The organism is Marinigracilibium pacificum (assembly GCF_012926615.1).
GTDB classification, from domain to species: domain Bacteria; phylum Bacteroidota; class Bacteroidia; order Cytophagales; family Cyclobacteriaceae; genus Mangrovivirga; species Mangrovivirga pacifica.
On sequence record NZ_JABBNU010000005.1, the window covers coordinates 148915 to 168966 of the forward strand.

Sequence of the window (20052 nt, forward strand, 5' to 3'; positions counted from 1 at the left end):
TATAAACAATCAAGCTTATTTTTCGTATATTTTACTAAACACACTAACATTAAATGCTATGGACATCAAAGAAAAAGCTAAAGGTCAATTAGAGAAGCGAGTTTTAGATATTGAGAACTTCATTGCAAAAAAAGGAGTTGGATCATCTTATCTAAATAAAGCTCATAGAATTCAACGAAATGTTAATTTAGCTATAGCTGCAGGTGCTATTCTCACAATTGCAGGTGTAACAATATGGTCTTTATGGACAAGACATGAAGATGCTTAATTTATAAATTTATATTAATTTATTGAGAGTAATCAAATCCTTTTGTACAAGCTCCAAATCATTATTCATATTGTGGCTTTTGAAAAAAGCTTCCATTCCTTTTAGTCTTTCATATACATCATGTTGAAAGGTATACATCAACTTTGAATTACATATAGAACATAATCTATTAGGCCTGTTTTCCATTTCTACAAGACTATTAGCCCCATTCATAATACATAAATTTTCAACACAATGCTTCATCATTAACATGTGGTTGATTTCATGCGTTGAGGTTTTTATAATCCTGTTCAGTACCAATTCAAAATCATCAGGGTTTAAAACTTCATCAACATATCTGTTAAATGAACAAACACCGACTTGCTTTTCATAATTCGCCAGTCCAAATACATAGTTCCATGATTTTTTGGGATATAAGTCTCTATTTGTTATTGCCAGATGTGCAATTCCATCGTTAAACTTATCTTTCTCCAGAATCTCGTATAAAATATGAGGCGCATGAATTTGATGATTCCCTCCATGGATCCTTTTAGAATTATCTGGAACCGATTCTAATGACTTTGTAGCCAATAAACTTACTTTTGCCGGATAGTATAATTTAAGATATTCGACGGTCTCATTTATTAATTGATTTTCCAGAGAATCAAAGTCTCCGAGTGGCTGAATATAGATCACATTAGAATTTTCATCCCGATGGGTGATACTATTTATATACGAATTTAAATCCTGATGACCTTCCTTATAATAATACCTCCATTCACCAGCCAATGGTTCTTTAAGCTTTATATCATTCTTTGATAGTTGGTGAGTAATCTCTAGCTTATTATGGACAATCCCAGCCTTATTAGATTTCCCCTTTGAATCATCAATACTGCATGAAATCAAAAAAAATAATGAAATCCCAATAATATAGTTGTTCAATCTATTCATAAAAAAATAATCAATGCAATATCGATTTCAAATTAATTTCAGTTCTCTAAAATCATAAAAAATCCCAAACAATAAAAGGCATGATTATTGTAAATAATCTAGTAAATCTATTTCATTATGAAACCTTACTTGTTATTACTTGCAGTACTTATTATTTCAAGTTGTTCGAAATCTCAAAACACTCCGGAAATAAATAGACAAATCATAGGAACTTGGGTTTGGGTACAATCTTCCGGTGGTATTGATGGAAGAGTTGACACCCCGGAGAAAAATGGACATGATATCCTTTTAGAGATTTCTGAAACTAAGATTAAAACCTTCATCAATGATAATATCGAAAGTATACAGGATTATCATATTTCTATAGAAGAAGTAATGGAGGGAGGAACCAAAGAGGTCATTATTTACGATGATGGTAACTATCAAAAACAATCAATTTATTTTAAAGGTGACTCTTTAATTCTAATAGATCAATGTATTGACTGCTTCAATCATGTTTACAAAAAGAACACAAACTAAATCCAGCCATATATCAACCAAATTGAATGCGTAGTATTTGTTACTGCGCTTTTTTTATATTTTGCAAAATGACTAAATTCAATACAGCTTTATTTGTTTCGATTTCATTATTATACACTAATATCACAGCACAATCATTTAATGAATTTGAATATGCGTCACCAAGTCAAAAAGGCTTTTCTGAAGCTAAACTTGACTCTCTGTCCCACTTTTTAGAATCTGCAGGTTCATCATCTCTACTTATTCTTGTAGATGGGAAAATAGTATATGAGTTTGGAGACACAAAAAAGGTTCACACAATTCACTCCATTAGAAAAGCAATGCTAAATTCTCTATATGGTATTGCAATTAGTGAAGGGATTATCGACACCACAGAAACTTTAGAAGAACTGGGTATTGATGACATACCTCCAAATTTAACTAAAGAGGAAAAACAAGCAACTGTTGCAGATCTACTTAAATCCAGATCTGGAGTTTATCATAATGCTGCGGCCGTTTCAGAAGGTATGCTAGCAAGAAAACCAGAAAGGGGTTCGCATAAACAAGGTGAATTCTATTACTATAACAACTGGGACTTTAATGTATTGGGATATATCCTTGAAAAAAAGACTGGTGCAAAAATATTTGATCTGTTTCTTGATCAAATAGCTAATCCAATAGGAATGGAATATTATCATAGTCGATACGACTCAATTGATGGAGAGTCTGAGGAATTTAGATTCCCGGACACAGATGGCTTTTATCAGTTTGAAAAAAGCAAATCATTATTCCCTGCATATCATTTTAGGCTTTCAACCAGGGACATGGCCCGGTATGGACAACTATATTTAAACAATGGTAATTGGAATGGTATTCAAATAATTCCGAAAGACTGGATTGAAGCAAGCACACAACCAATCTCAGTTTATGACCAAAATTATGGTATTGCCTACGGAATGCTGTGGTCTGTATTAATGGAAAATGAATCCAGAAAAACCAGATCATTTTTTCATACAGGCACAGGAGTTCATATGCTTGCTATTTACCCTGAAAGCAATATGGTTTTAGTTCACAGGGTTGACACTGAAAAAGATTACTCTTTTCATCAGGGGCATTTTTATAAAATGATTAATATGGTCTGGGATGCTAAAAATTAATTCCACAAATTAAACTATGAAATCAATTTATACCGGTACATATTTTTCAGAAGTAAGAATAATCGGGTTTATCATTTTTGGATTGTTTGGAGTAATCGCAATTCTAAAAAGCAACCTGATTATAGGCTTTGTATTACTGCTATTTTCAGCTATTTTCATAAGCTCAAAAAAGGGTTTTTCAATAGATTTAGATAATAATATCTACCAGGACTTTATCTGGTTATTAGGATTTAAAATTGGTAAAAAGCATTCTTTTGAAGAGCTTGACTGTATTTTTTACAAAACTAATTCAAGAATAGAATCAAGATCTGATTATTCAACAGCCAATACTGTTTCAAACAGGAAAGTTGAATATGATGCGTATATCAGATTTTCTAACAATAATAAAATTCATTTGGGGAGCTACAAAAATGAAAAACAACTATTAGACATTGTTGAACCTTTTGCAAAGTCATTAAATACTAGATTAATTAATCTTAACAGCATATCCTGAAAAACATGGATCGTTCAAGTCAGGCAGTTTCTATATTCAATAAGAAAGCTGATCAATACTTCGAGAAATTTATGGATCAGAATGAATATCTGGAAGAGATAAAAAAATTTCTAGAGACTCTCCCTTCTAAGAATCCAAAAGTTTTAGATGTTGCTTGTGGACCTGGCAACCTGTCAAAACTTATTCTTGATCAAAATCCAAGGATCGAATTAATAGGGATCGATCTTTCTGAAAACATGATCAGCCTGGCTAAAAAAAACAACCCTGACTCAATTTTTAAAATTATGGATATCAGAAACCTGAATAAAATAAAAGAGGTTTTCGATGGTATTGTCTGTGGTTTCGGGATTCCGTATTTGGATCGTAATGAAACAGAATTGTTTATCAATAACTGCTACAAAAAATTAAAAGCAAATGGAATACTTTATCTAAGCTATATCGAGGGTGATCCCAAAAATTCCGGATACTTTAAAGGAAGTGATGGTAGTGATGATGATATGTTCATAAACTATCATGAATTCAACTTTATATCGAAGCTTTTAAAAGAAAACAACTTTAAACTCATTAAAACATCTACCCAAATCATTGACGAAAATAACAAAAACACCATTATCATAAGTCAGAAATTTTAACTGGCCCTAATTTTCATTAAATGATTAACATCATGTCTTAAGCAGATAAAATTTAGTTTAGTATAATTATAATCTGCTGAACTTTAAATCAAAAAAATGAGGGTCTGCAATACGGCAGCGGAAGCTGTTGAATTAATAAAATCAGGAGACAATGTTTTTCTACATTCTGCAGCATCAACACCTCAAAGGTTGGTCAATGCTATGACAGAAAGACATAATGAATTAAAAAATGTCTCTATTTACAGTATTCATACCGAAGGTGAAGCTCCCTATGCCGAAGAACAATATGCCGATAGCTTCAATGTGAAAGCCATGTTTGTAGGGTCAAATATCCGAAAATATGTTCAGGAAGGTAGTGCAAGCTATATCCCAATGTTCTTGAGCGAAATACCAATTGCCATGAGAAATGGAATAATTCCTATTGATGTGGCATTGATTCAGGTATCTCCACCAAACAAGCATGGTTATTGCAGCCTGGGAATCTCGGTTGATGTTACATATGCGGCCATCAACAAAGCGAAGAAAATTATTGCACAGGTAAATCCGAATGTCCCTCGTACATCTGGTGATGGTACCCTCCACATTAGTCAAATAGATGCTATCCTTGAGGTAAATGACCCATTGTTTGAACATGCACCCAGACCTTTATCAGAACAAGAAATCCTAATAGGCAAACATATTGCAGGATTAATTGAGGATGGTTCAACCCTTCAAACTGGTATTGGTGCAATTCCTGATGCTGCTCTTCTTGCTCTTGAAAACCATAAAAACCTTGGGATGCATACTGAAATGTTTTCAGATGGTGTTATGACACTTCTTGAAAAAGGCGTTATTAATGGTAGTCAAAAAGCTATTTATAAAGATAAAGTGACCTCAGGTTTTTGTATCGGATCTAAAAAGTTATATGATTTTATTGATGACAATCCTGTTTTTGAGTTCCTCGACTCATCGTTTATTAACGACACAAAAATGATTCGTCAGAACCCTAAGGTTATCGCAATAAACTCTGCACTTGAAGTTGACCTTTATGGACAAGTATGCGCAGACAGTATCGGAAGCAGGCAATATTCGGGAGTTGGAGGACAAATGGACTTTATAAGAGGAGCCTCGTTATCTCCTGGAGGTAAACCAATAATAGCATTACCATCACAAACACGAAATGGTAAAAGTAAAATAGTATGTTGTCTTACCCGAGGCGCAAGTGTGGTAACTACCAGGGCACACGTTCATTGGATAGTAACTGAATTTGGAGCAGTTAATTTATACGGAAAAACATTAAAAGAAAGAACTGACCTACTGATAAGTATAGCACATCCTGACCATCAGGAGGCATTAGAAAGAGATGCCTATGAATTATTATGAGCTATTTATTCTTTAAAATCGAAAAAGGGAGCCTGTTCAGGTTCCCTTTTTTATTCATATATCATTTGACTATTATACACTCTTTTATATTTTTGGATGACTTTTTATTTATCAACTATATAATACCCAAATGAAATTCAAACTATCACTTCTGGCAGTTTTAAATTTGCTATTCATGTTCAGTTCTTCGGCTACTCATATTAGGGGTGGGGAAATCAGGGTAGTTCAAGAAGATCCAAACAGCTTAGAATGCAAAATCATTTTTACAGGTTACAAAGATTCAGAATCAGGTGTCGAATTTGGAAATGGATATTTAGACTTTGGCGATGGGACAGTCATTGAAACTATGCCAAATGATTTCGAAATATTGGAATATTCTCAAATCTTCTTTCTTCAAAAGGTGAAATTAACAATGACACATACTTTCCCTGATTATGGTAAATATGTAATATCATATACCGAGCAAAACAGGAATAATTTTATTCTGAATATAAATAATGGGAATTCAGTTGACTTGCCTTTTTATGTAGAGTCAATGATCACTTTAATACCTGGAAAATCCTATGAATCTCCACAATTTAATCTAGACCCTGGTTTTAACTATACATTTCCTGGAGATTTAAATTTTTCGATGGGAGGGTATGACCCCAATAATTATAAGCTTTATTACCAATTAGTAGAACCAAAACAAGGAAAAAACAATTACGTTCCAAATTACATTTTCCTAAATAACATGACTATTAATGAATATAATGGTCATCTATTTTGGAATGGCAATGTTGCCAATTTACTTAACGGAGGACTACCTGATCAAGTTGAATTTGCAATAGCAATCAAGATATATCAATTGGATGAGTCAGATAATATTATTGGATATACAGTCAGAGATATGCAAATAGTGTCATTTAAAAATGACTTTACTGCAATACTCTCCGATACTTCAGTATATGATGAAGATATTTTACAAATACAAAATGAGTCTGATACTTATGAATATAATTTTAAATATGTAGCAGATTCAATCGGGACAATAGTTAGTTCTGAATTAATGAATTATCCAAATGCCCTAAATTATGCGGTTAAGGATTCCGTATCAAACGATACAATCTATCAAACAATTTCAATTTCTATTAATTATACAGAATTAACAGATAGAGATTTCCCTTATAATATATCCATTAGAAATTTCGCTTATTATGATACTTCTGCCCCTTATTATTTAGGAATGAAAACTCTCGGTTATACAGATAAAACAATTTCATTATATACAAATAGTAATTACCAAACCCCCAACATAAATGAAATTCTTTCTGTAGATAATGAAATAGAAAAAAGAATATTTGTTTATCCTAACCCGGCAAGAGACTATTTAACCTTACCTATTGATGTTGATAATAATAGTGAGGTTAGGATTTACAGCCATACCGGGCAAGAAGTAAAATCTCTGAAATTAGATAATTCACGAATAGCTAACATTCATGATTTAAAATCAGGCAGCTATATTGGTATTGTAAGAAACGTAGAAGGAGAAATCAAAAGATTTAAATTCATAAAATCTGAATAGCATAGTTCATTCAAAGTTGAGGTCATATTAAAATAAATTATTTCAATTCTTTTATATACTATCAATTTCGACATTAGAAGTGGAAATTGATAGTATTTTTTTAGCCTGAGTTAATTAATAAACAGATATTATATTGATGACTCAAACACCGCTCCTCTTAAACCATCAATAATTAACATGCTATTATCATTGTAATATAACTATATCGAACATTTCACGTCGTTTGTAGAATTTCATTAGTTAATATGATTATTTTGATATATTTTGAAATAATACCTAATTAATTTCAAATTAAGAGCTATGAAAAATTATTTCCTGATAGTAATTCTTGGGCTTAGTTTCTCTTCCCTGTTTACTGCATGCGACGATGATGATGATAATGTAGATGACAAAAATGAAAATGAATATGTTGAAGCCACAATTGATGATACCGGAGGTAGCTTGACTACTTTAGATGGCGTTATGGAATTAGTAATTCCTCCTAACGCGCTATCTTCACAAACGATGGTAAGCGTTGAACTTCCAGATCCATTACCTCCTGATAATGTAACTAACAGACTTACATTATCCCAAACCTTATTTGACTGGAGTCCGGATGGCTTACAATTTAACCTTCCTGCATCCCTAACCTATAACTATAGAAATGACAATGTCCCTATACCTGGTGCAGATGAAGTGTTAACATTAGCTACCTATGAAGCTGGCGAATGGCTGGAAGTGCCTTCTTCAGTTAATGCAGCAGAAAAATCTATTACTGCAGAAATAGAGCACTTTTCCTTATGGACAATTGTTGATAAATCTAACTGGCAGATCAATTATAACGGAACAAATTATTTAATGGATAACAGTAAATCCGAATTCTTCAATGAAGGTTTAACTGACCCGTTTGATGAAGATTTAAATACAAACCCTACTCATTATCTTTATAATTTATATATATCAGAAGCACAAGAAGCAATAGAAATCGACATGTATTTGTTTGCTCCTGAAGAAGCTGATTTTTCAAATAGTACATTTGAATTTATTGATATCAATAATGCAACTCCTGAAGACCTGGCAAATTTAACCTTTACTACTGATGTCCGAGTCGTGCTTAATAATCAAGTGGACATAAAACCAGTCAGCGGAACTGTTCAAGTGATTGGTGATGCAGCTAATAATAAGTTTTTGGTCAAATTAAATCTAACTTACCCTGATGATGAGTCATTAACTGGCAATTACTACGGAACTTTTACACGAGTTCAGTAACTATATAAAGGTGAAATGCAGCGTTTGCTGCATTTCTTTTATTTTAATAACAAACATAAATAAGCCCCTTTTTATCAAACGTCATTTTACGATTTTAGTCCCTTGTAAATATTTGTGAAGAAATTAGCACTAACTACGTAATTAAGAGTAGTTTTACAAAAAAATTAATTTTCATGATTGAAATCGGAAAGACCAATAACCTCAGAATAAACAGAAAAACCGATCACGGTCTTTACTTAATTAGTGAATCATTAGAAGAGGTACTACTTCCAAATAAATATGTACCCGAAAATTATAAAATTGATGATTTCATTGACGTTTTTGTCTATTTGGATCATGAAGAAAGAAAAGTAGCTACCACTCTCGAACCAAAAATATATTTAGACCACTTTGGTTTTCTACAGGTTTCTGATGTCACTCCTGTTGGAGCATTTATGGATTGGGGACTTGAAAAGGAGTTAATGGTTCCTTTCAAAGAACAACGTATGAAAATGCAAAAAGATCGTTGGTATGTAGTTTACCTTGATTTTGATGTAAAAACAAATAGGCTATTTGCCTCAAATAAAATTGATAAATACCTTCAGAACTCATTTCTAACAGTAAAAGAAGGTGATGAAGTAGATCTTTTAATTTATAACATTTCGGATTTAGGTTATTCAGCGGTAATAAATAATAAACATAAAGGATTAATCTTCAATAACGATGTCTTCAAAGATCTGAATGTAGGTGACAGAGTTAAAGGGTTTATTAAAAAGATAAGAGAAGACAACAAAATTGATCTCACTTTACAAGCTGTTGGTTATGAAAACTTTAATGATAGTAATTCTAAAGCTATCTATGATTTACTAAAAGATAATGAAGGATTTCTCCCTCTTTCAGACAAAAGTTCACCTGAGGAAATCTACAAGACCTTTGGGATTAGTAAAAAAGCATTCAAAAAAGCATTAGGAGATCTTTATAAAAAGAGAAAGATTTTAATTTCTTCAGAAGGCATATCTATCATTAAAAACTAACCTTTACACTAAAAAAAATCCTAAAAATAATTTGAAAAGTAACTTCTAAATGTAATATTCGTAGCGTTCTTGATCAGTGACTCACCATTATTGATCAATTAATCTATCGATCATAATTTTTTTAACAATGAGGTTATCATTTTGGGGGGCGTGCATCTTATTTTCAATGCACTCTTTATTTTGCTTTACTGCCAAAAAAGACAGTTTAAAACTAATTCTTGAATCTGAAGGGCTTTCCATTGAAGATCGAGCATCTACTCTTATTGCATACGGAGATTTACTTAATGACAGCGACCCTACTGAAGCTGTCGATATTCACCTGAAAGCCATTGATATGGCAAAAAAATCAGGTAGTGACATTTATCTGGTCAGAGCGTTGAGAGGATTAGGCATATCTTATACAAATATTGGCTTATATGATGACGGACTAAATTTTGTGATCAGGTCTCTTGAAAAAGCTAAACAAATAAATTACTATGATGGGATCATAAAAGCATTTAACAATATTGGAGTCATTTACATGTATCTAGATCAATATGAAGATGCAAAAACTAACTTCGATAAACTTAGTAGCTTCATTCAAAAAGATGATGTCGATAACTGGAGAAACTACTATATGAATCTTGGTATCCTTTACTGGAAAAAAGGAGACTTTCAGAATTCAATTGACTCATATCAACGTGCATTAAAATCATCAATGAAACTAGGAGACCTCAGAGAATGTGGCATTATTTATCACAACATGGGTACTCTTTACAGGGACAAAAAGCAATTTCACACTGCATTAGAATATTACAATAAAGCTTTGTCGATTTATAAAAACCTGAATAACCCTGCTCAGATTCCCGCAATATTAATTAGCTCGGGAAAAGTTTACCACCTTTTGGGTGATCTTGGAGAAGCAGAAAGGCTTTATTTAGAGGGTCTTGATCTGGCCTCTGAATATGAGTTGATAAAAGTAAATGAAACAGGTTTTAAGTTTATTTATGAATTATATAAAGATTTAGACCAACCTCAAAAGGCATTAAATTATTATGAGAAATACTCAGCAATTAAAGAAGAGCTAATTAAAAATAATAGCGAAACGAAAATTGCATTCTTTAAGGACAATTATGCTTCAATAAGACAAAATTATGAAAATGACCTCTTAAGAAAGGAATCTGAACTTAACCAATCAATAATAAGAAATCAAGAAATTATAATTATTGCAACAGTCTTATGCTTACTAGCATTAATCATCATCTCCTTAATATTAATAAAATTTAATAGAGAGCGAAAAATAAAAAATGAAGAGCTAAGACGATCAAACAGGGAAATTATTAAGCAAAAAGAACAACTTGATCAACAGTCAAAAGACCTTATCGAAGCACATTCTGAAATCCTTCGAATGAATGAGAATCTTGAAAGAGAAATTTTAATAAGAACTGAAAAAGTAAAATCTCAGAACAAAACTATTCTTAAATATTCTTTTAGAAATGCTCACAAAATTAGAGGCCCTCTTGCAAGAATAATAGGTTTAATTAACTTATTGAATGAAGAAAAAGATAGAGGTGGAGATGATGAAATAATTATTCATATGCTTACAAAGGAAGTTTTTGATCTTGAAAAAGAAATAAAAAGCATCAAAAATCTACTTGAAAAAGAAGAAATTGTAGATTAAAAACAAGCCTTTTAATAAATAATCATCAATAAAATGTTCTTCAATTGACCTATAAGGAATGATTTTTGTAGTACCTAATAAAAAACCTGACGTACTATGAAAAATTTATTTTTACTAACAACCTCAATTCTGATATTCTTTTCTTGTAATGATAATTCATTTACAAAAGAAGAGGAAGAAGCTAATCTTATTAATCTTTACGAAAGGATTGAAACTCTTGCTTATAGTGTCACTTGTGACGATAACTCCAGTTGGCTTATTACACCAATTGGTGCCAAAGCATGCGGAGGGCCGACGCACTATCTTCCTTATTCAACAGAAATTGATACAGCTTATTTCCTTAATCTAGTGAATCAGTATAATAAATTACAAGCAGATTTTAATGTGAAACACAGAATATACTCAGATTGCTCTACACCAATTTCACCAAGCGGAGTTTTTTGTAAAGATGCAAAGCCAGAATTTTCTTATTAAGTTTAAAAACATATTAAAAATCTTCTGATATCAATTAAGCTCTATTTTTTCATGAAACTTAAGTCTTATCTGATGAAAATTCCTTTTCATATAATTTTAACATTCACTTTGATATTTTTTCAACCTAGTAATTCAATAATAGGGCAATCCAATTCAGGCAATGGCCTGTATGCTGAAAGAGTGTACCTTTCTTCCGGAAATGAAATTATTGATAGAAATACCTTTTACTATGGTGAAATAATAAAGGTTCATTTTGAAAATATAACAGGGTTAAATAATAAAGAAGATCAAATGTTTCCAGGAATGAGAATTACTGTATTAGACAACAATAATGATACAGTTTTTAATCATAAGGATGTCTATAAAGACTTAAATAACGGAGTTAACTATAAACCATTACAGCTCACCTCTACCCTTACATGTGCAAACCCAATGCACTCCGACAATAACTATACCTTTTATATTCACATTTGGGACAAGATTGGAAATGGAACAAATGATTTCAAAATGGATTTCACACTAAAACCAAATCCAAAAATTCAAATATCAGAGGAACTTGCATCTGTGAAGGAAGTATATATTTACTCAGAAAATAAGAGCAGAGTTATCAATTCAAATGAAATTTCTTTAAACGAAAAAATCTATTATGTAATTGAAGGCGTCAATGGCTTTAAAGAACAATTACAAACTGTTAATGCAGGAATGAGTATCTTGGTAAAAGATAACAATGGTAGAATAATACTTAAAAATGACGACCTATTGGGTGATGGAAACCTCCCTGCAAATGAATTTAAAATGAGAATAAATGCATCACTTATTTTAAATGGAATGGTTGTCAAAAATCCTGTAATTGTTGAAATAATAGTCTGGGATAAAAATAGCGACGCTAATATTAAAATACATTCTGAATTGATGATCAAAAATTAAAAGATTCATTAGAATTATTTCATCATTTTATGATTGGGTTCAATAGTTTCAATACAATTCTAATATTGTATGATTAATCCATTTAGTTAGTATGTTTTGGAATTATCATTAAATATTTATATATTTTATATAATTATTACAAAACACCACTAATCATGAAAAACCTTACCACACTTTCAGCGGCATTTTTAATTATTTGCCTGCTAATCCCCTCCAAGATTGTTGCTCAGGAAGAAATGCAACAAAAAAAACTCGACAATGTCACCTGGAAAGAAGTTGTTTATATTGACTTCAAGCCTGGAATGATGGGACAAGCCCTAGAAATTATCGAAAAATACTTTAGAAAAGCATCAACAATGGCAAATACTTCATTTCCTGACCAAATGATTGAAATGCGAACAGGGCCATGGGACATGGTGCTAGTATGGACCATGAAAGGCGGTATTGAAGATATGAACTGGGATGTGAGTCCTGATAACATAAAATGGAGAAAAGCATTAAATAAAATTGCTGAAGAAGAAGGTAAAACCGGAGATGAAGTATGGAATAACTATATGAGTATGGTTGCAAGATCCAGCTCAAATATTGGAATGTCAAAATAAAATTCAAGGATATAAAAATTTTCCTACCCGGTGAAGGTTATCTATGCCTTCACCTTTTTTTATATTAGGATTTAACATACCTATTTCTTTTTATCTCCAGATGATTCATCTTTACTATTTTCATCCGATTCATCCATATTTTGATCCTCATCCATATTTTTAGTCACATCATCGATTTTTTGTTCAATTGCCTGTCCTCTATCTCCTAAAACTTGATCAGAAGATTCGGTTTCTTTCTTTATCTTTGATTGCTTTGATTTTTTCCCGTGGGGGATGCCAATGTAATCTTCAGGAATCGTTGAACTATTTCCATCTCTATTAGCCCTAAAATGAGGAGACATTATCTCAATATCATATTCTTTGAAAACATCCTGAATATTTGAGTGTAATGAAGAATAAATTGCAGCTTGTTTATTTGGTTCAGTAGTATAAGCATTAAGCTGATAAGCAACGTAAAAATCTGATAACTCTGTTTGAAATACAAAGGGTTCCGGATCCTTTAATATCGGTTCGGTTCTAATGGCAGCCTCCTTTAAAGCTTCATGTACTTTCTTCCAGGGAACATCATATCCTATAGTTACTGTAGTATGAATAATCAGGCCACTTTCTGAACCCAAAATATTATAATTTAATATGTTACCAGACAAAATTGTTGCGTTTGGAATGGTTACAACTTCATTTTTAATACTATTGATTCTTGTTACCAACAAATTCTTTTCAATAATATCTCCTGTTACACTTCCTACCTTAACCCTATCTCCTTTTTTAAACGGTCTCATATATGTTATTACAATTCCAGCCACCATATTCGAAACTGCATTGGTAGATCCCAGTGAAAAAAGAATCCCCACAAAGACTGAAACACCCTGAAATATTTTTGAGTCAGACCCTGGTAAATAAGGGAAAATTAGGATGATGGTAAAGGCAAACATTAAAAATTTAATGATCCCATATGTTGGCTTTGCCCAATCCGGATAAAACCCAGGAATTGTAAGTTTTTCCTTCTTTATTTCCATGAAAATATATTTGATGAACTTAAGGAAATAATGCATGACAATCAAAATTGCCAATATTGTAAATATGTTTGGAAGAAAACTCCAGATTGAAACCCAAATTGATTTAAATGGTGTCCAGACCAAATTTATCAATTTATCTGCCCACCCTCTGGTAAATGTAAATACACTAAAGATTAATGGAATTGAAATATAAAGTGCCAGAACAATTAATATCCATTTTATTACTCTTATTAGGAAATTAATTAATCCGAGTTCTTGATATCTTGAAAGGAAAGTGTAGTTCTTATATTTTAAATCTCTTAACCAGGTGTTTTTATGCTTATCAACCAATTCTAGAATTTTATCGTCAACAAATCCAATGAGTTTTATTGTCAACCATAAACCGATTAGAATTAATATTACCTTTCCAGCCTTTAATAAATTTATGAAGAGACTTCTCTCTTTATACGCCTTTTCAAAGTCAGATTTAATTTGAGTCAGACTATAATTTGTAAGCTTTCTTATAGTAGTATTATGAAAATTGGCATCTTCAGTTGTTATAGTTACCAAATGAATATTCTGATAATAGATCTCCAAATCTTCACCATTATCCATAATTTTTAATGAATCAATTACGAAATAATCATCTTTAAATAGATCTTTTAGTTTCCCAGATAAATTTTCAGCTCTTTCTTCCGCAGAAAGAGTGCCTATCGGCTGGTTAAAATAAAAGAGTGTGTCTTCAAGAATCCCTATTACCGGGTATTTCTTAATACCAGATAGTGTATCTTCAATAAAATCATTCTGATTAATCGCTATAGATCGATTAATAGATTTAGTTGCGTTAGAATCAAGATCAAGATTTCTTACTTGTTCTTTTATAACAAGCTCCATTATAGAATCCTGAAATTTCCTCTGTCTTATTTTTGTTAATTCCTGCTGGTATAGTTGATATAGTACAAGCTTTGTTGAATCCGACAATCTGGACTCTTCATTTTCCTGACTGAAGGATGTAAATGAAATAAATAATAATATGAGTAAGAATAGCTTATACATCCATTAAATAAATTAAGGGGTCAGTCAAATAAATTGAAGGACCCCTTATTAAATTATTATTTATTAATTATTTGGCCAATTTGACCAATTAGAGCAGTGACCTGCATTATCAGTTCTCATTATGTCAGTTTGAATACCAGAATACGCAGCATTCATAACTGCTCTTGGGCTAAAATGTAATTTTCCAGAACCATTATCTAGAAATGCCTTACCGAAGTGTGCCTGGCTTAAACCATGTCCAGCCTCATGTAATGCTACAGTTTCAACATCATAATTTGCGCCATCAAACCATGGGAAATTATCATTATAATAAATTTCTCTGAAGGCAACATCAATCTTGCCGTTACCATCAACATCAGTTGGTCCGCCATTGGTAAAAATAATTGTGAATGTTACCCCTAATATATTATTACTTCCACCTGGTCGAAGTATTTCAAAGAATGCAGCATCCATAAAACCACAATGCACTACATCAGCAAAATAATTAAAGCTTCCGCCAAAGCCTAATAAGGCAGCAATAAAACCTGTATTATTCATTGGGTTAGATGGCACTTTATACATGCCAAGGTCGCTACAGATAACATTATCCCAGGTTGTCATGGCTCTATCAAAGGCAGCTGTTGATATTGAAACATCCAAATCATCTGATGGTCTGTTTTCATCAATATAATACGATACAGCATCTGTACCATCAAGAGCATATGGAGGATAATTAGGAACAAAATCTGCTCCAAGTTGCTTGTTTCCAACATCCATAAAAAAGACAGTATTCCCTACTTCTCCATCTTCGCCTATGGTTAAAAACTCTGCTTTATATAAAGCAAACCCCATTTCTGCCGCATCAGAGGCAGTCCTGGCGTTGATCCCCAGATCAGCAAGATCCATGTAAATTGGTTGTACTTCGATTGATTCCAGTGCAGCATTGTCATTGGTATCGCAGGCCGCTAAAAGAAATAGCGATCCCATGACAAACATTGTTAGTTTGTTTTTCATGATTGGTTCTAATTAATTAATTGATATGATTATTTTAACATTATATATAATATATCAAATCAATTTTACATATCCATCTTCATGAGTGAATTTATTTTTTCTCATAAAATTCAGGGAATCAAATCATTAATTTGAATTAATAATCTCTCCTGAACCTATTATAGACGAATTTATTTGTGGTGATCCTTTGTAATATATATTTCCTGAACCTTCTATTATTGCATCAAGAATAATATTTGCTGTAACCTCAATATTTCCACTTCCTTCTAATTTTGCATTTACATGATCTCCTTCAATATTAAACCCTTTACAGTTACCGGAACCAAGTATATATACAGATTCAGTATCTATTCCATCTACCAATTTCAAGAAATTAATATTACCACTACCCTCAATGAAAGACGAAACAGAACTTAGACCATTTAATTCATTTAATAAAATGTCACCAGAACCAATTAGGTCCACATTAAAACTTTCACCTTCAAGATCAAAGTCATTAACAGAGATACTTCCGGAACCAGTTAATTTAATCGCTTTCAAATCCGGGACGGTAATAAATATGGTAAGCCTTAAACTTCTTACACATCTTTCTCGAAAATTGATATCCCAATGACCATTACTCACGCGAGTATTCAGAGCAGAAATTATATTAGGATATCCTTCAGCAACTATATTCTGATTAGTACCCTGCGATACTACCACATCAAAACTTCCTTCCAGATTAAAACTCGATATGTCATCAAGCTCAAGGTTTTCGGTAACAATCGGACCTTCACCATCAATACATGAAGTATCATCGCATGCCCATATAAAAGATATTAGGCAGAGCCAGAATAGTGGAACAAAATTTTTCATCTTATTTTATTAAATAAAATTTTCCGGAGCTTATTAGGTAAGCTCCGGAATTAATCATCTTGTTTCATTTGCCTCATGGGCAGGCAAACTAACAGTTTTATTGTTTAATTCTTCCAAAATATACTCGATTGCTCTTTGAAGCTGTACATCCTCACCAACGGCTAATTTGGTCGGATCTTCAGGAACTTCAATATCCGGATCAACGCCATGTCCTTCCTTAAACCAGGTACCATCCGGATTGTACATTCTAAATGTTGGTACAGTAACGGTTCCCCCATCAATTAAAGGTGGTGCGCCAGTAATACCAATTAATCCACCCCATGTCCTGGATCCAATCAAAGGACCTAAACCTGCTTTTCTAAAATAATCAGGGAATGCATCTCCTCCCGAGCCACTCCAACCATTTATCAACATTGCTTTTGGACCGAAATGTCCTATTGGAGGCCACTGCCAGTTTTGACCATCCCTAACATCCCAATAAGCAAAAGGCTTTCTATTTAGTAATTCAATAAACCTGTCAGGAATTTGTCCCCCACTATTAAACCTTTCATCAATAATGAGTCCTTCAAGGTTCCATTGACCTGCAAATTGTCTAACAAGCTCTGCTTGTCCATCTAATCCGGTACTTCTTACATATATATAACCAATTCTACCACCTGATTTTTCTTCGACCATCTTGCGATTGGTGTTTATCCATGCTAAATGTCTTAATCTAGCATCCTGGTTCCTATCTATTGTCTTTACTAATTCCTTTCTAGCTCCGGATAAGGAAGGTTTATCGTTTACCGTAAGCTGTACAACCTTATTATCAAGGTCGTAAAATGCATGATATGGTTCTTTATCGGTACTTAATGGAACACCATTCACAGCTAAAATATAATCACCTTCTTTAATTTTTGTACCTGGCATAGAAACCGGTGAAATCACCTCAGCATCCCATGGAGCCCCTTTGATAACCTTTGATATTCTATATGCACCATTGACTATTTCCCAGTCTACTCCTAAATAACCGACACTAGCCCTTTTAGAATCTTCAATATCACCTCCTCCCCTATAGGTGTGAGATGCATTAAGTTCACCTATCATCTCTCCAATAATAAAATTAAGATCATCGCGGGTATTTGCTTGTTCAACCAGGCTGCCATAGTATTCTTTTACAGCGTTCCAATCTACTCCATGCATATCCTTGTCATAAAAATAGTCTCTTTCTAATCGCCATGCATCAACAAATATTTGCTTCCATTCTTCTTTTGGATTAATCCTTGATTCCATTGATTCTAATGGCATGTTGTTAAATTCCTTTTGATCTGGCTCTGCTTTTATAACAGCAAGAGCACCACCTTTAGCCACCAATAATTTTTCTCCATTTGATGACAATGCAAACCCGTCTACCCCCTCAATAATTGTTTTAGACTCTTCCTCCTTTGGATCATATATCATTAAATTTGAGGCATCCTGACCATTTAATCGATCGGCATAGATCAGCTTCTCCTTCAAGGTATGAAGCTCTCCATAATTTCCAGATTTTAGTGGTAGCAAAACGATTCTATACTCTGCATTTTCAAAATCAATAAAAACTGATTTATCCTCCTTTTTATCTTCTTCTTTTTTATCTTTCTTTTTCTTTCCTTTATCATCTTCATCTTCTTCAGGCTCTTCTTTTACAATTTCTACTTCATCACTCTCAACTTGAAAAGGTATCGTTGTTTCTGCAGAAAGTGGTAATACAGCAATCTTTGCAGAATTTGTATAAATAAAGCTCCAATCAAAATCACCATATTCAGGATTCATCTCTCTATTTGTTAGGAAATAGAGATATTTTCCATCCGGATCAAATGAAGGTGAATAATCATTATAAAACTGACTGGTGATCTTTTTGGTAATACCGGCTTGATGATCATAAATAAATATTGATGAGTTCCTGTTCATCTCTCCTCTTGAATACGCCAACCATCTACTATCCGGAGACCATGAAACTGAAAACTCTGCCAAACCACCGTGATACATCCACAGCCCTTTATCAACTTCTGAGGTTTTATTGGTTTCAAGAGAATACACTCGAATCCGCATGGCTTGATCTATGAATGCAACTTTTCTGCTATCAGGAGACCAGAATATCTGATACCTGAATCCATTTTCATAATCAGTAAGAATCTTTTTTTCTCCATTCTCCAGATCTATTAGCTGAAGATTGTATTCACCATTTTTATCAGACCAGCTTGCTATGTATTTACCATTGGGAGACCAAGATGGATATCTTTCTGCAACCCCTGAAGTATTAGTTAAATTTATTACCGGGCCATCTTCAGCAGGAACCGAAAACAAATCTCCTCTGGCTTCAACAATTGCTCTTTTACCATCATACGATATTGAAGCACTTTGCAAATTCTTATGAACCTTTTCAGTCTTCACCATTAAGTTAGACTGATCAGAAATTATGTTTATACCAACAGTTTTAATATTTCCATTACTTAAACTATATAGATGCAATTTACCATCAGCTTCAAAAACAATCTCTTCAGGACCAATTGAAGGCATATGCACATCAAATTCAGAGAAATTAGTTAACTGTGTAATTGATTCATTATTTAAATCATAAACCCAAAGATTATACCTCTTCTCAGGTCCACGATCAGATAAAAAGTAAATCTTTTCTCCTGCCCACATTGGTAATTCTTCATTTGCATCGCTAGTAGCAATTAGTCGATGTGAATTATCCTTCAAATCAAAAACTGTAATGTCAGGTGCCATTCCTCCACGATATCTCTTCCAGGTTCTGTAAAGTCTGGATTTATCAGTGTATGCTAATTTGGAACCATCAGGAGAAAATGAAGCCATTTCTCCATAAGGAACAGAAAGTTTTTCTGCAAACCCTCCATCTTTTGATATTAAAAAGAATTGAGAAAATCGCTGACGCCCGCTTTCTCTGGAAGAAGCAAACAATATTTTTTCTCCATCAGGATGCCAATCTATAATTCTGTCACCAGAACCATGGTAAGTCAGGCGTTTAGGAACACCTCCTTGTGCCGAAATAACATATACATCAGAACTCCCCTCATAATTACCACTAAAAGCAACAGATGTTCCATCTGGTGAAAATTTAGGCAATATTTCCTGACCGGAAGCAGAAGTTAACCTATTCGCAGTACCTCCATCTTTTGACACTATCCAAATATCGTTTGCATAGGCAAAAGTTATATGTGTCGCCGAAACATCCGGAAAATAAAACAGCCTTGCATCTAATTGAGCTCTTACAGGAATGGTTAATAATATCCCAAGAATTAATGGGATAAACAGATTGGTTTTTTTCATGGTTTGACGATTA

The 20052-nt window shown here is 32.9% G+C and carries 18 protein-coding genes; 13 read left to right on the forward strand and 5 right to left on the reverse strand.

The window, feature by feature from the left end; translation table 11 throughout:
• Positions 1-58: 58 nt before the first annotated feature.
• Complete coding sequence (locus tag HH304_RS09100) at positions 59-268, forward strand: hypothetical protein (protein ID WP_169680599.1); 210 nt, start codon at positions 59-61, stop codon at positions 266-268.
• A 9-nt stretch (positions 269-277) separates the two neighbouring features.
• On the opposite strand, the gene HH304_RS09105 is transcribed toward HH304_RS09100, so the two are convergent.
• Positions 278-1198, reverse strand: a complete 921-nt coding sequence (locus tag HH304_RS09105; protein ID WP_169680601.1) for an archaemetzincin — start codon at positions 1196-1198, stop codon at positions 278-280.
• 117 nt (positions 1199-1315) lie between these two features.
• Between HH304_RS09105 and HH304_RS09110 the strand changes: the two genes are divergently transcribed.
• The 12 genes from HH304_RS09110 to HH304_RS09165 all read left to right on the forward strand — a co-directional run bounded on the left by HH304_RS09110 (position 1316) and on the right by HH304_RS09165 (position 12828).
• Positions 1316-1717: a hypothetical protein gene (locus HH304_RS09110; protein WP_169680603.1), complete on the forward strand. Its 402-nt coding sequence runs from the start codon at positions 1316-1318 to the stop codon at positions 1715-1717.
• Positions 1718-1785: 68 nt separating this feature from the next.
• Positions 1786-2853 carry a serine hydrolase domain-containing protein gene (locus HH304_RS09115; protein WP_169680605.1) on the forward strand — a complete coding sequence of 356 codons (1068 nt, stop codon included), beginning with the start codon at positions 1786-1788 and terminating at the stop codon, positions 2851-2853.
• 16 nt (positions 2854-2869) lie between these two features.
• The gene (locus HH304_RS09120; RefSeq protein WP_169680607.1) at positions 2870-3346 is read left to right on the forward strand and encodes a hypothetical protein; all 477 of its coding nucleotides are present in this window, start codon (positions 2870-2872) and stop codon (positions 3344-3346) included.
• Between the two features lie 5 nt (positions 3347-3351).
• Positions 3352-3978, forward strand: a complete 627-nt coding sequence (locus tag HH304_RS09125; protein WP_169680609.1) for a class I SAM-dependent DNA methyltransferase — start codon at positions 3352-3354, stop codon at positions 3976-3978.
• Positions 3979-4074: 96 nt separating this feature from the next.
• Positions 4075-5340: an acetyl-CoA hydrolase/transferase family protein gene (locus tag HH304_RS09130; protein WP_169680611.1), complete on the forward strand. Its 1266-nt coding sequence runs from the start codon at positions 4075-4077 to the stop codon at positions 5338-5340.
• Between the two features lie 130 nt (positions 5341-5470).
• A complete protein-coding gene (locus HH304_RS09135) occupies positions 5471-6904 on the forward strand; it encodes a T9SS type A sorting domain-containing protein (protein WP_169680613.1) in 1434 nt (477 codons plus the stop codon).
• Positions 6905-7204: 300 nt separating this feature from the next.
• Positions 7205-8152, forward strand: a complete 948-nt coding sequence (locus HH304_RS09140; RefSeq protein WP_169680615.1) for a hypothetical protein — start codon at positions 7205-7207, stop codon at positions 8150-8152.
• Between the two features lie 173 nt (positions 8153-8325).
• On the forward strand, positions 8326-9165 hold the full coding sequence (locus HH304_RS09145) for a CvfB family protein (RefSeq protein ID WP_169680617.1): 840 nt from the start codon (positions 8326-8328) through the stop codon (positions 9163-9165).
• A gap of 127 nt (positions 9166-9292) precedes the next feature.
• Positions 9293-10825: a tetratricopeptide repeat protein gene (locus HH304_RS09150; protein ID WP_169680619.1), complete on the forward strand. Its 1533-nt coding sequence runs from the start codon at positions 9293-9295 to the stop codon at positions 10823-10825.
• A gap of 96 nt (positions 10826-10921) precedes the next feature.
• Positions 10922-11299 carry a hypothetical protein gene (locus tag HH304_RS09155; RefSeq protein ID WP_169680621.1) on the forward strand — a complete coding sequence of 126 codons (378 nt, stop codon included), beginning with the start codon at positions 10922-10924 and terminating at the stop codon, positions 11297-11299.
• 51 nt (positions 11300-11350) lie between these two features.
• Positions 11351-12226: a hypothetical protein gene (locus HH304_RS09160; RefSeq protein WP_169680623.1), complete on the forward strand. Its 876-nt coding sequence runs from the start codon at positions 11351-11353 to the stop codon at positions 12224-12226.
• 155 nt (positions 12227-12381) lie between these two features.
• On the forward strand, positions 12382-12828 hold the full coding sequence (locus HH304_RS09165; protein ID WP_169680625.1) for a hypothetical protein: 447 nt from the start codon (positions 12382-12384) through the stop codon (positions 12826-12828).
• Positions 12829-12908: 80 nt separating this feature from the next.
• On the opposite strand, the gene HH304_RS09170 is transcribed toward HH304_RS09165, so the two are convergent.
• The 4 genes from HH304_RS09170 to HH304_RS09185 all read right to left on the reverse strand — a co-directional run bounded on the left by HH304_RS09170 (position 12909) and on the right by HH304_RS09185 (position 20039).
• A complete protein-coding gene (locus tag HH304_RS09170; RefSeq protein WP_169680627.1) occupies positions 12909-14879 on the reverse strand; it encodes a mechanosensitive ion channel family protein in 1971 nt (656 codons plus the stop codon).
• A 63-nt stretch (positions 14880-14942) separates the two neighbouring features.
• Complete coding sequence (locus HH304_RS09175) at positions 14943-15872, reverse strand: hypothetical protein (RefSeq protein WP_169680629.1); 930 nt, start codon at positions 15870-15872, stop codon at positions 14943-14945.
• 126 nt (positions 15873-15998) lie between these two features.
• The gene (locus HH304_RS09180; protein WP_169680631.1) at positions 15999-16727 is read right to left on the reverse strand and encodes a head GIN domain-containing protein; all 729 of its coding nucleotides are present in this window, start codon (positions 16725-16727) and stop codon (positions 15999-16001) included.
• 54 nt (positions 16728-16781) lie between these two features.
• Positions 16782-20039 (reverse strand): S41 family peptidase, encoded by a 3258-nt coding sequence (locus tag HH304_RS09185; protein ID WP_169680633.1) that lies wholly within the window; start codon positions 20037-20039, stop codon positions 16782-16784.
• Between the last annotated feature and the right edge of the window lie 13 nt (positions 20040-20052).

Coding starts and splice junctions, on each gene's coding strand:
- HH304_RS09145 (WP_169680617.1), top strand. CDS start 8,326: ATGATTGAAATCGGAAAGACCAATAACCTCAGAATAAACAGAAAAACC.
- HH304_RS09135 (WP_169680613.1), top strand. CDS start 5,471: ATGAAATTCAAACTATCACTTCTGGCAGTTTTAAATTTGCTATTCATG.
- HH304_RS09140 (WP_169680615.1), top strand. CDS start 7,205: ATGAAAAATTATTTCCTGATAGTAATTCTTGGGCTTAGTTTCTCTTCC.
- HH304_RS09125 (WP_169680609.1), top strand. CDS start 3,352: ATGGATCGTTCAAGTCAGGCAGTTTCTATATTCAATAAGAAAGCTGAT.
- HH304_RS09180 (WP_169680631.1), bottom strand. CDS start 16,727: ATGAAAAATTTTGTTCCACTATTCTGGCTCTGCCTAATATCTTTTATA.
- HH304_RS09185 (WP_169680633.1), bottom strand. CDS start 20,039: ATGAAAAAAACCAATCTGTTTATCCCATTAATTCTTGGGATATTATTA.
- HH304_RS09160 (WP_169680623.1), top strand. CDS start 11,351: ATGAAACTTAAGTCTTATCTGATGAAAATTCCTTTTCATATAATTTTA.
- HH304_RS09105 (WP_169680601.1), bottom strand. CDS start 1,198: ATGAATAGATTGAACAACTATATTATTGGGATTTCATTATTTTTTTTG.
- HH304_RS09165 (WP_169680625.1), top strand. CDS start 12,382: ATGAAAAACCTTACCACACTTTCAGCGGCATTTTTAATTATTTGCCTG.
- HH304_RS09175 (WP_169680629.1), bottom strand. CDS start 15,872: ATGAAAAACAAACTAACAATGTTTGTCATGGGATCGCTATTTCTTTTA.
- HH304_RS09130 (WP_169680611.1), top strand. CDS start 4,075: ATGAGGGTCTGCAATACGGCAGCGGAAGCTGTTGAATTAATAAAATCA.
- HH304_RS09155 (WP_169680621.1), top strand. CDS start 10,922: ATGAAAAATTTATTTTTACTAACAACCTCAATTCTGATATTCTTTTCT.
- HH304_RS09110 (WP_169680603.1), top strand. CDS start 1,316: ATGAAACCTTACTTGTTATTACTTGCAGTACTTATTATTTCAAGTTGT.
- HH304_RS09115 (WP_169680605.1), top strand. CDS start 1,786: ATGACTAAATTCAATACAGCTTTATTTGTTTCGATTTCATTATTATAC.
- HH304_RS09170 (WP_169680627.1), bottom strand. CDS start 14,879: ATGTATAAGCTATTCTTACTCATATTATTATTTATTTCATTTACATCC.
- HH304_RS09150 (WP_169680619.1), top strand. CDS start 9,293: ATGAGGTTATCATTTTGGGGGGCGTGCATCTTATTTTCAATGCACTCT.
- HH304_RS09120 (WP_169680607.1), top strand. CDS start 2,870: ATGAAATCAATTTATACCGGTACATATTTTTCAGAAGTAAGAATAATC.
- HH304_RS09100 (WP_169680599.1), top strand. CDS start 59: ATGGACATCAAAGAAAAAGCTAAAGGTCAATTAGAGAAGCGAGTTTTA.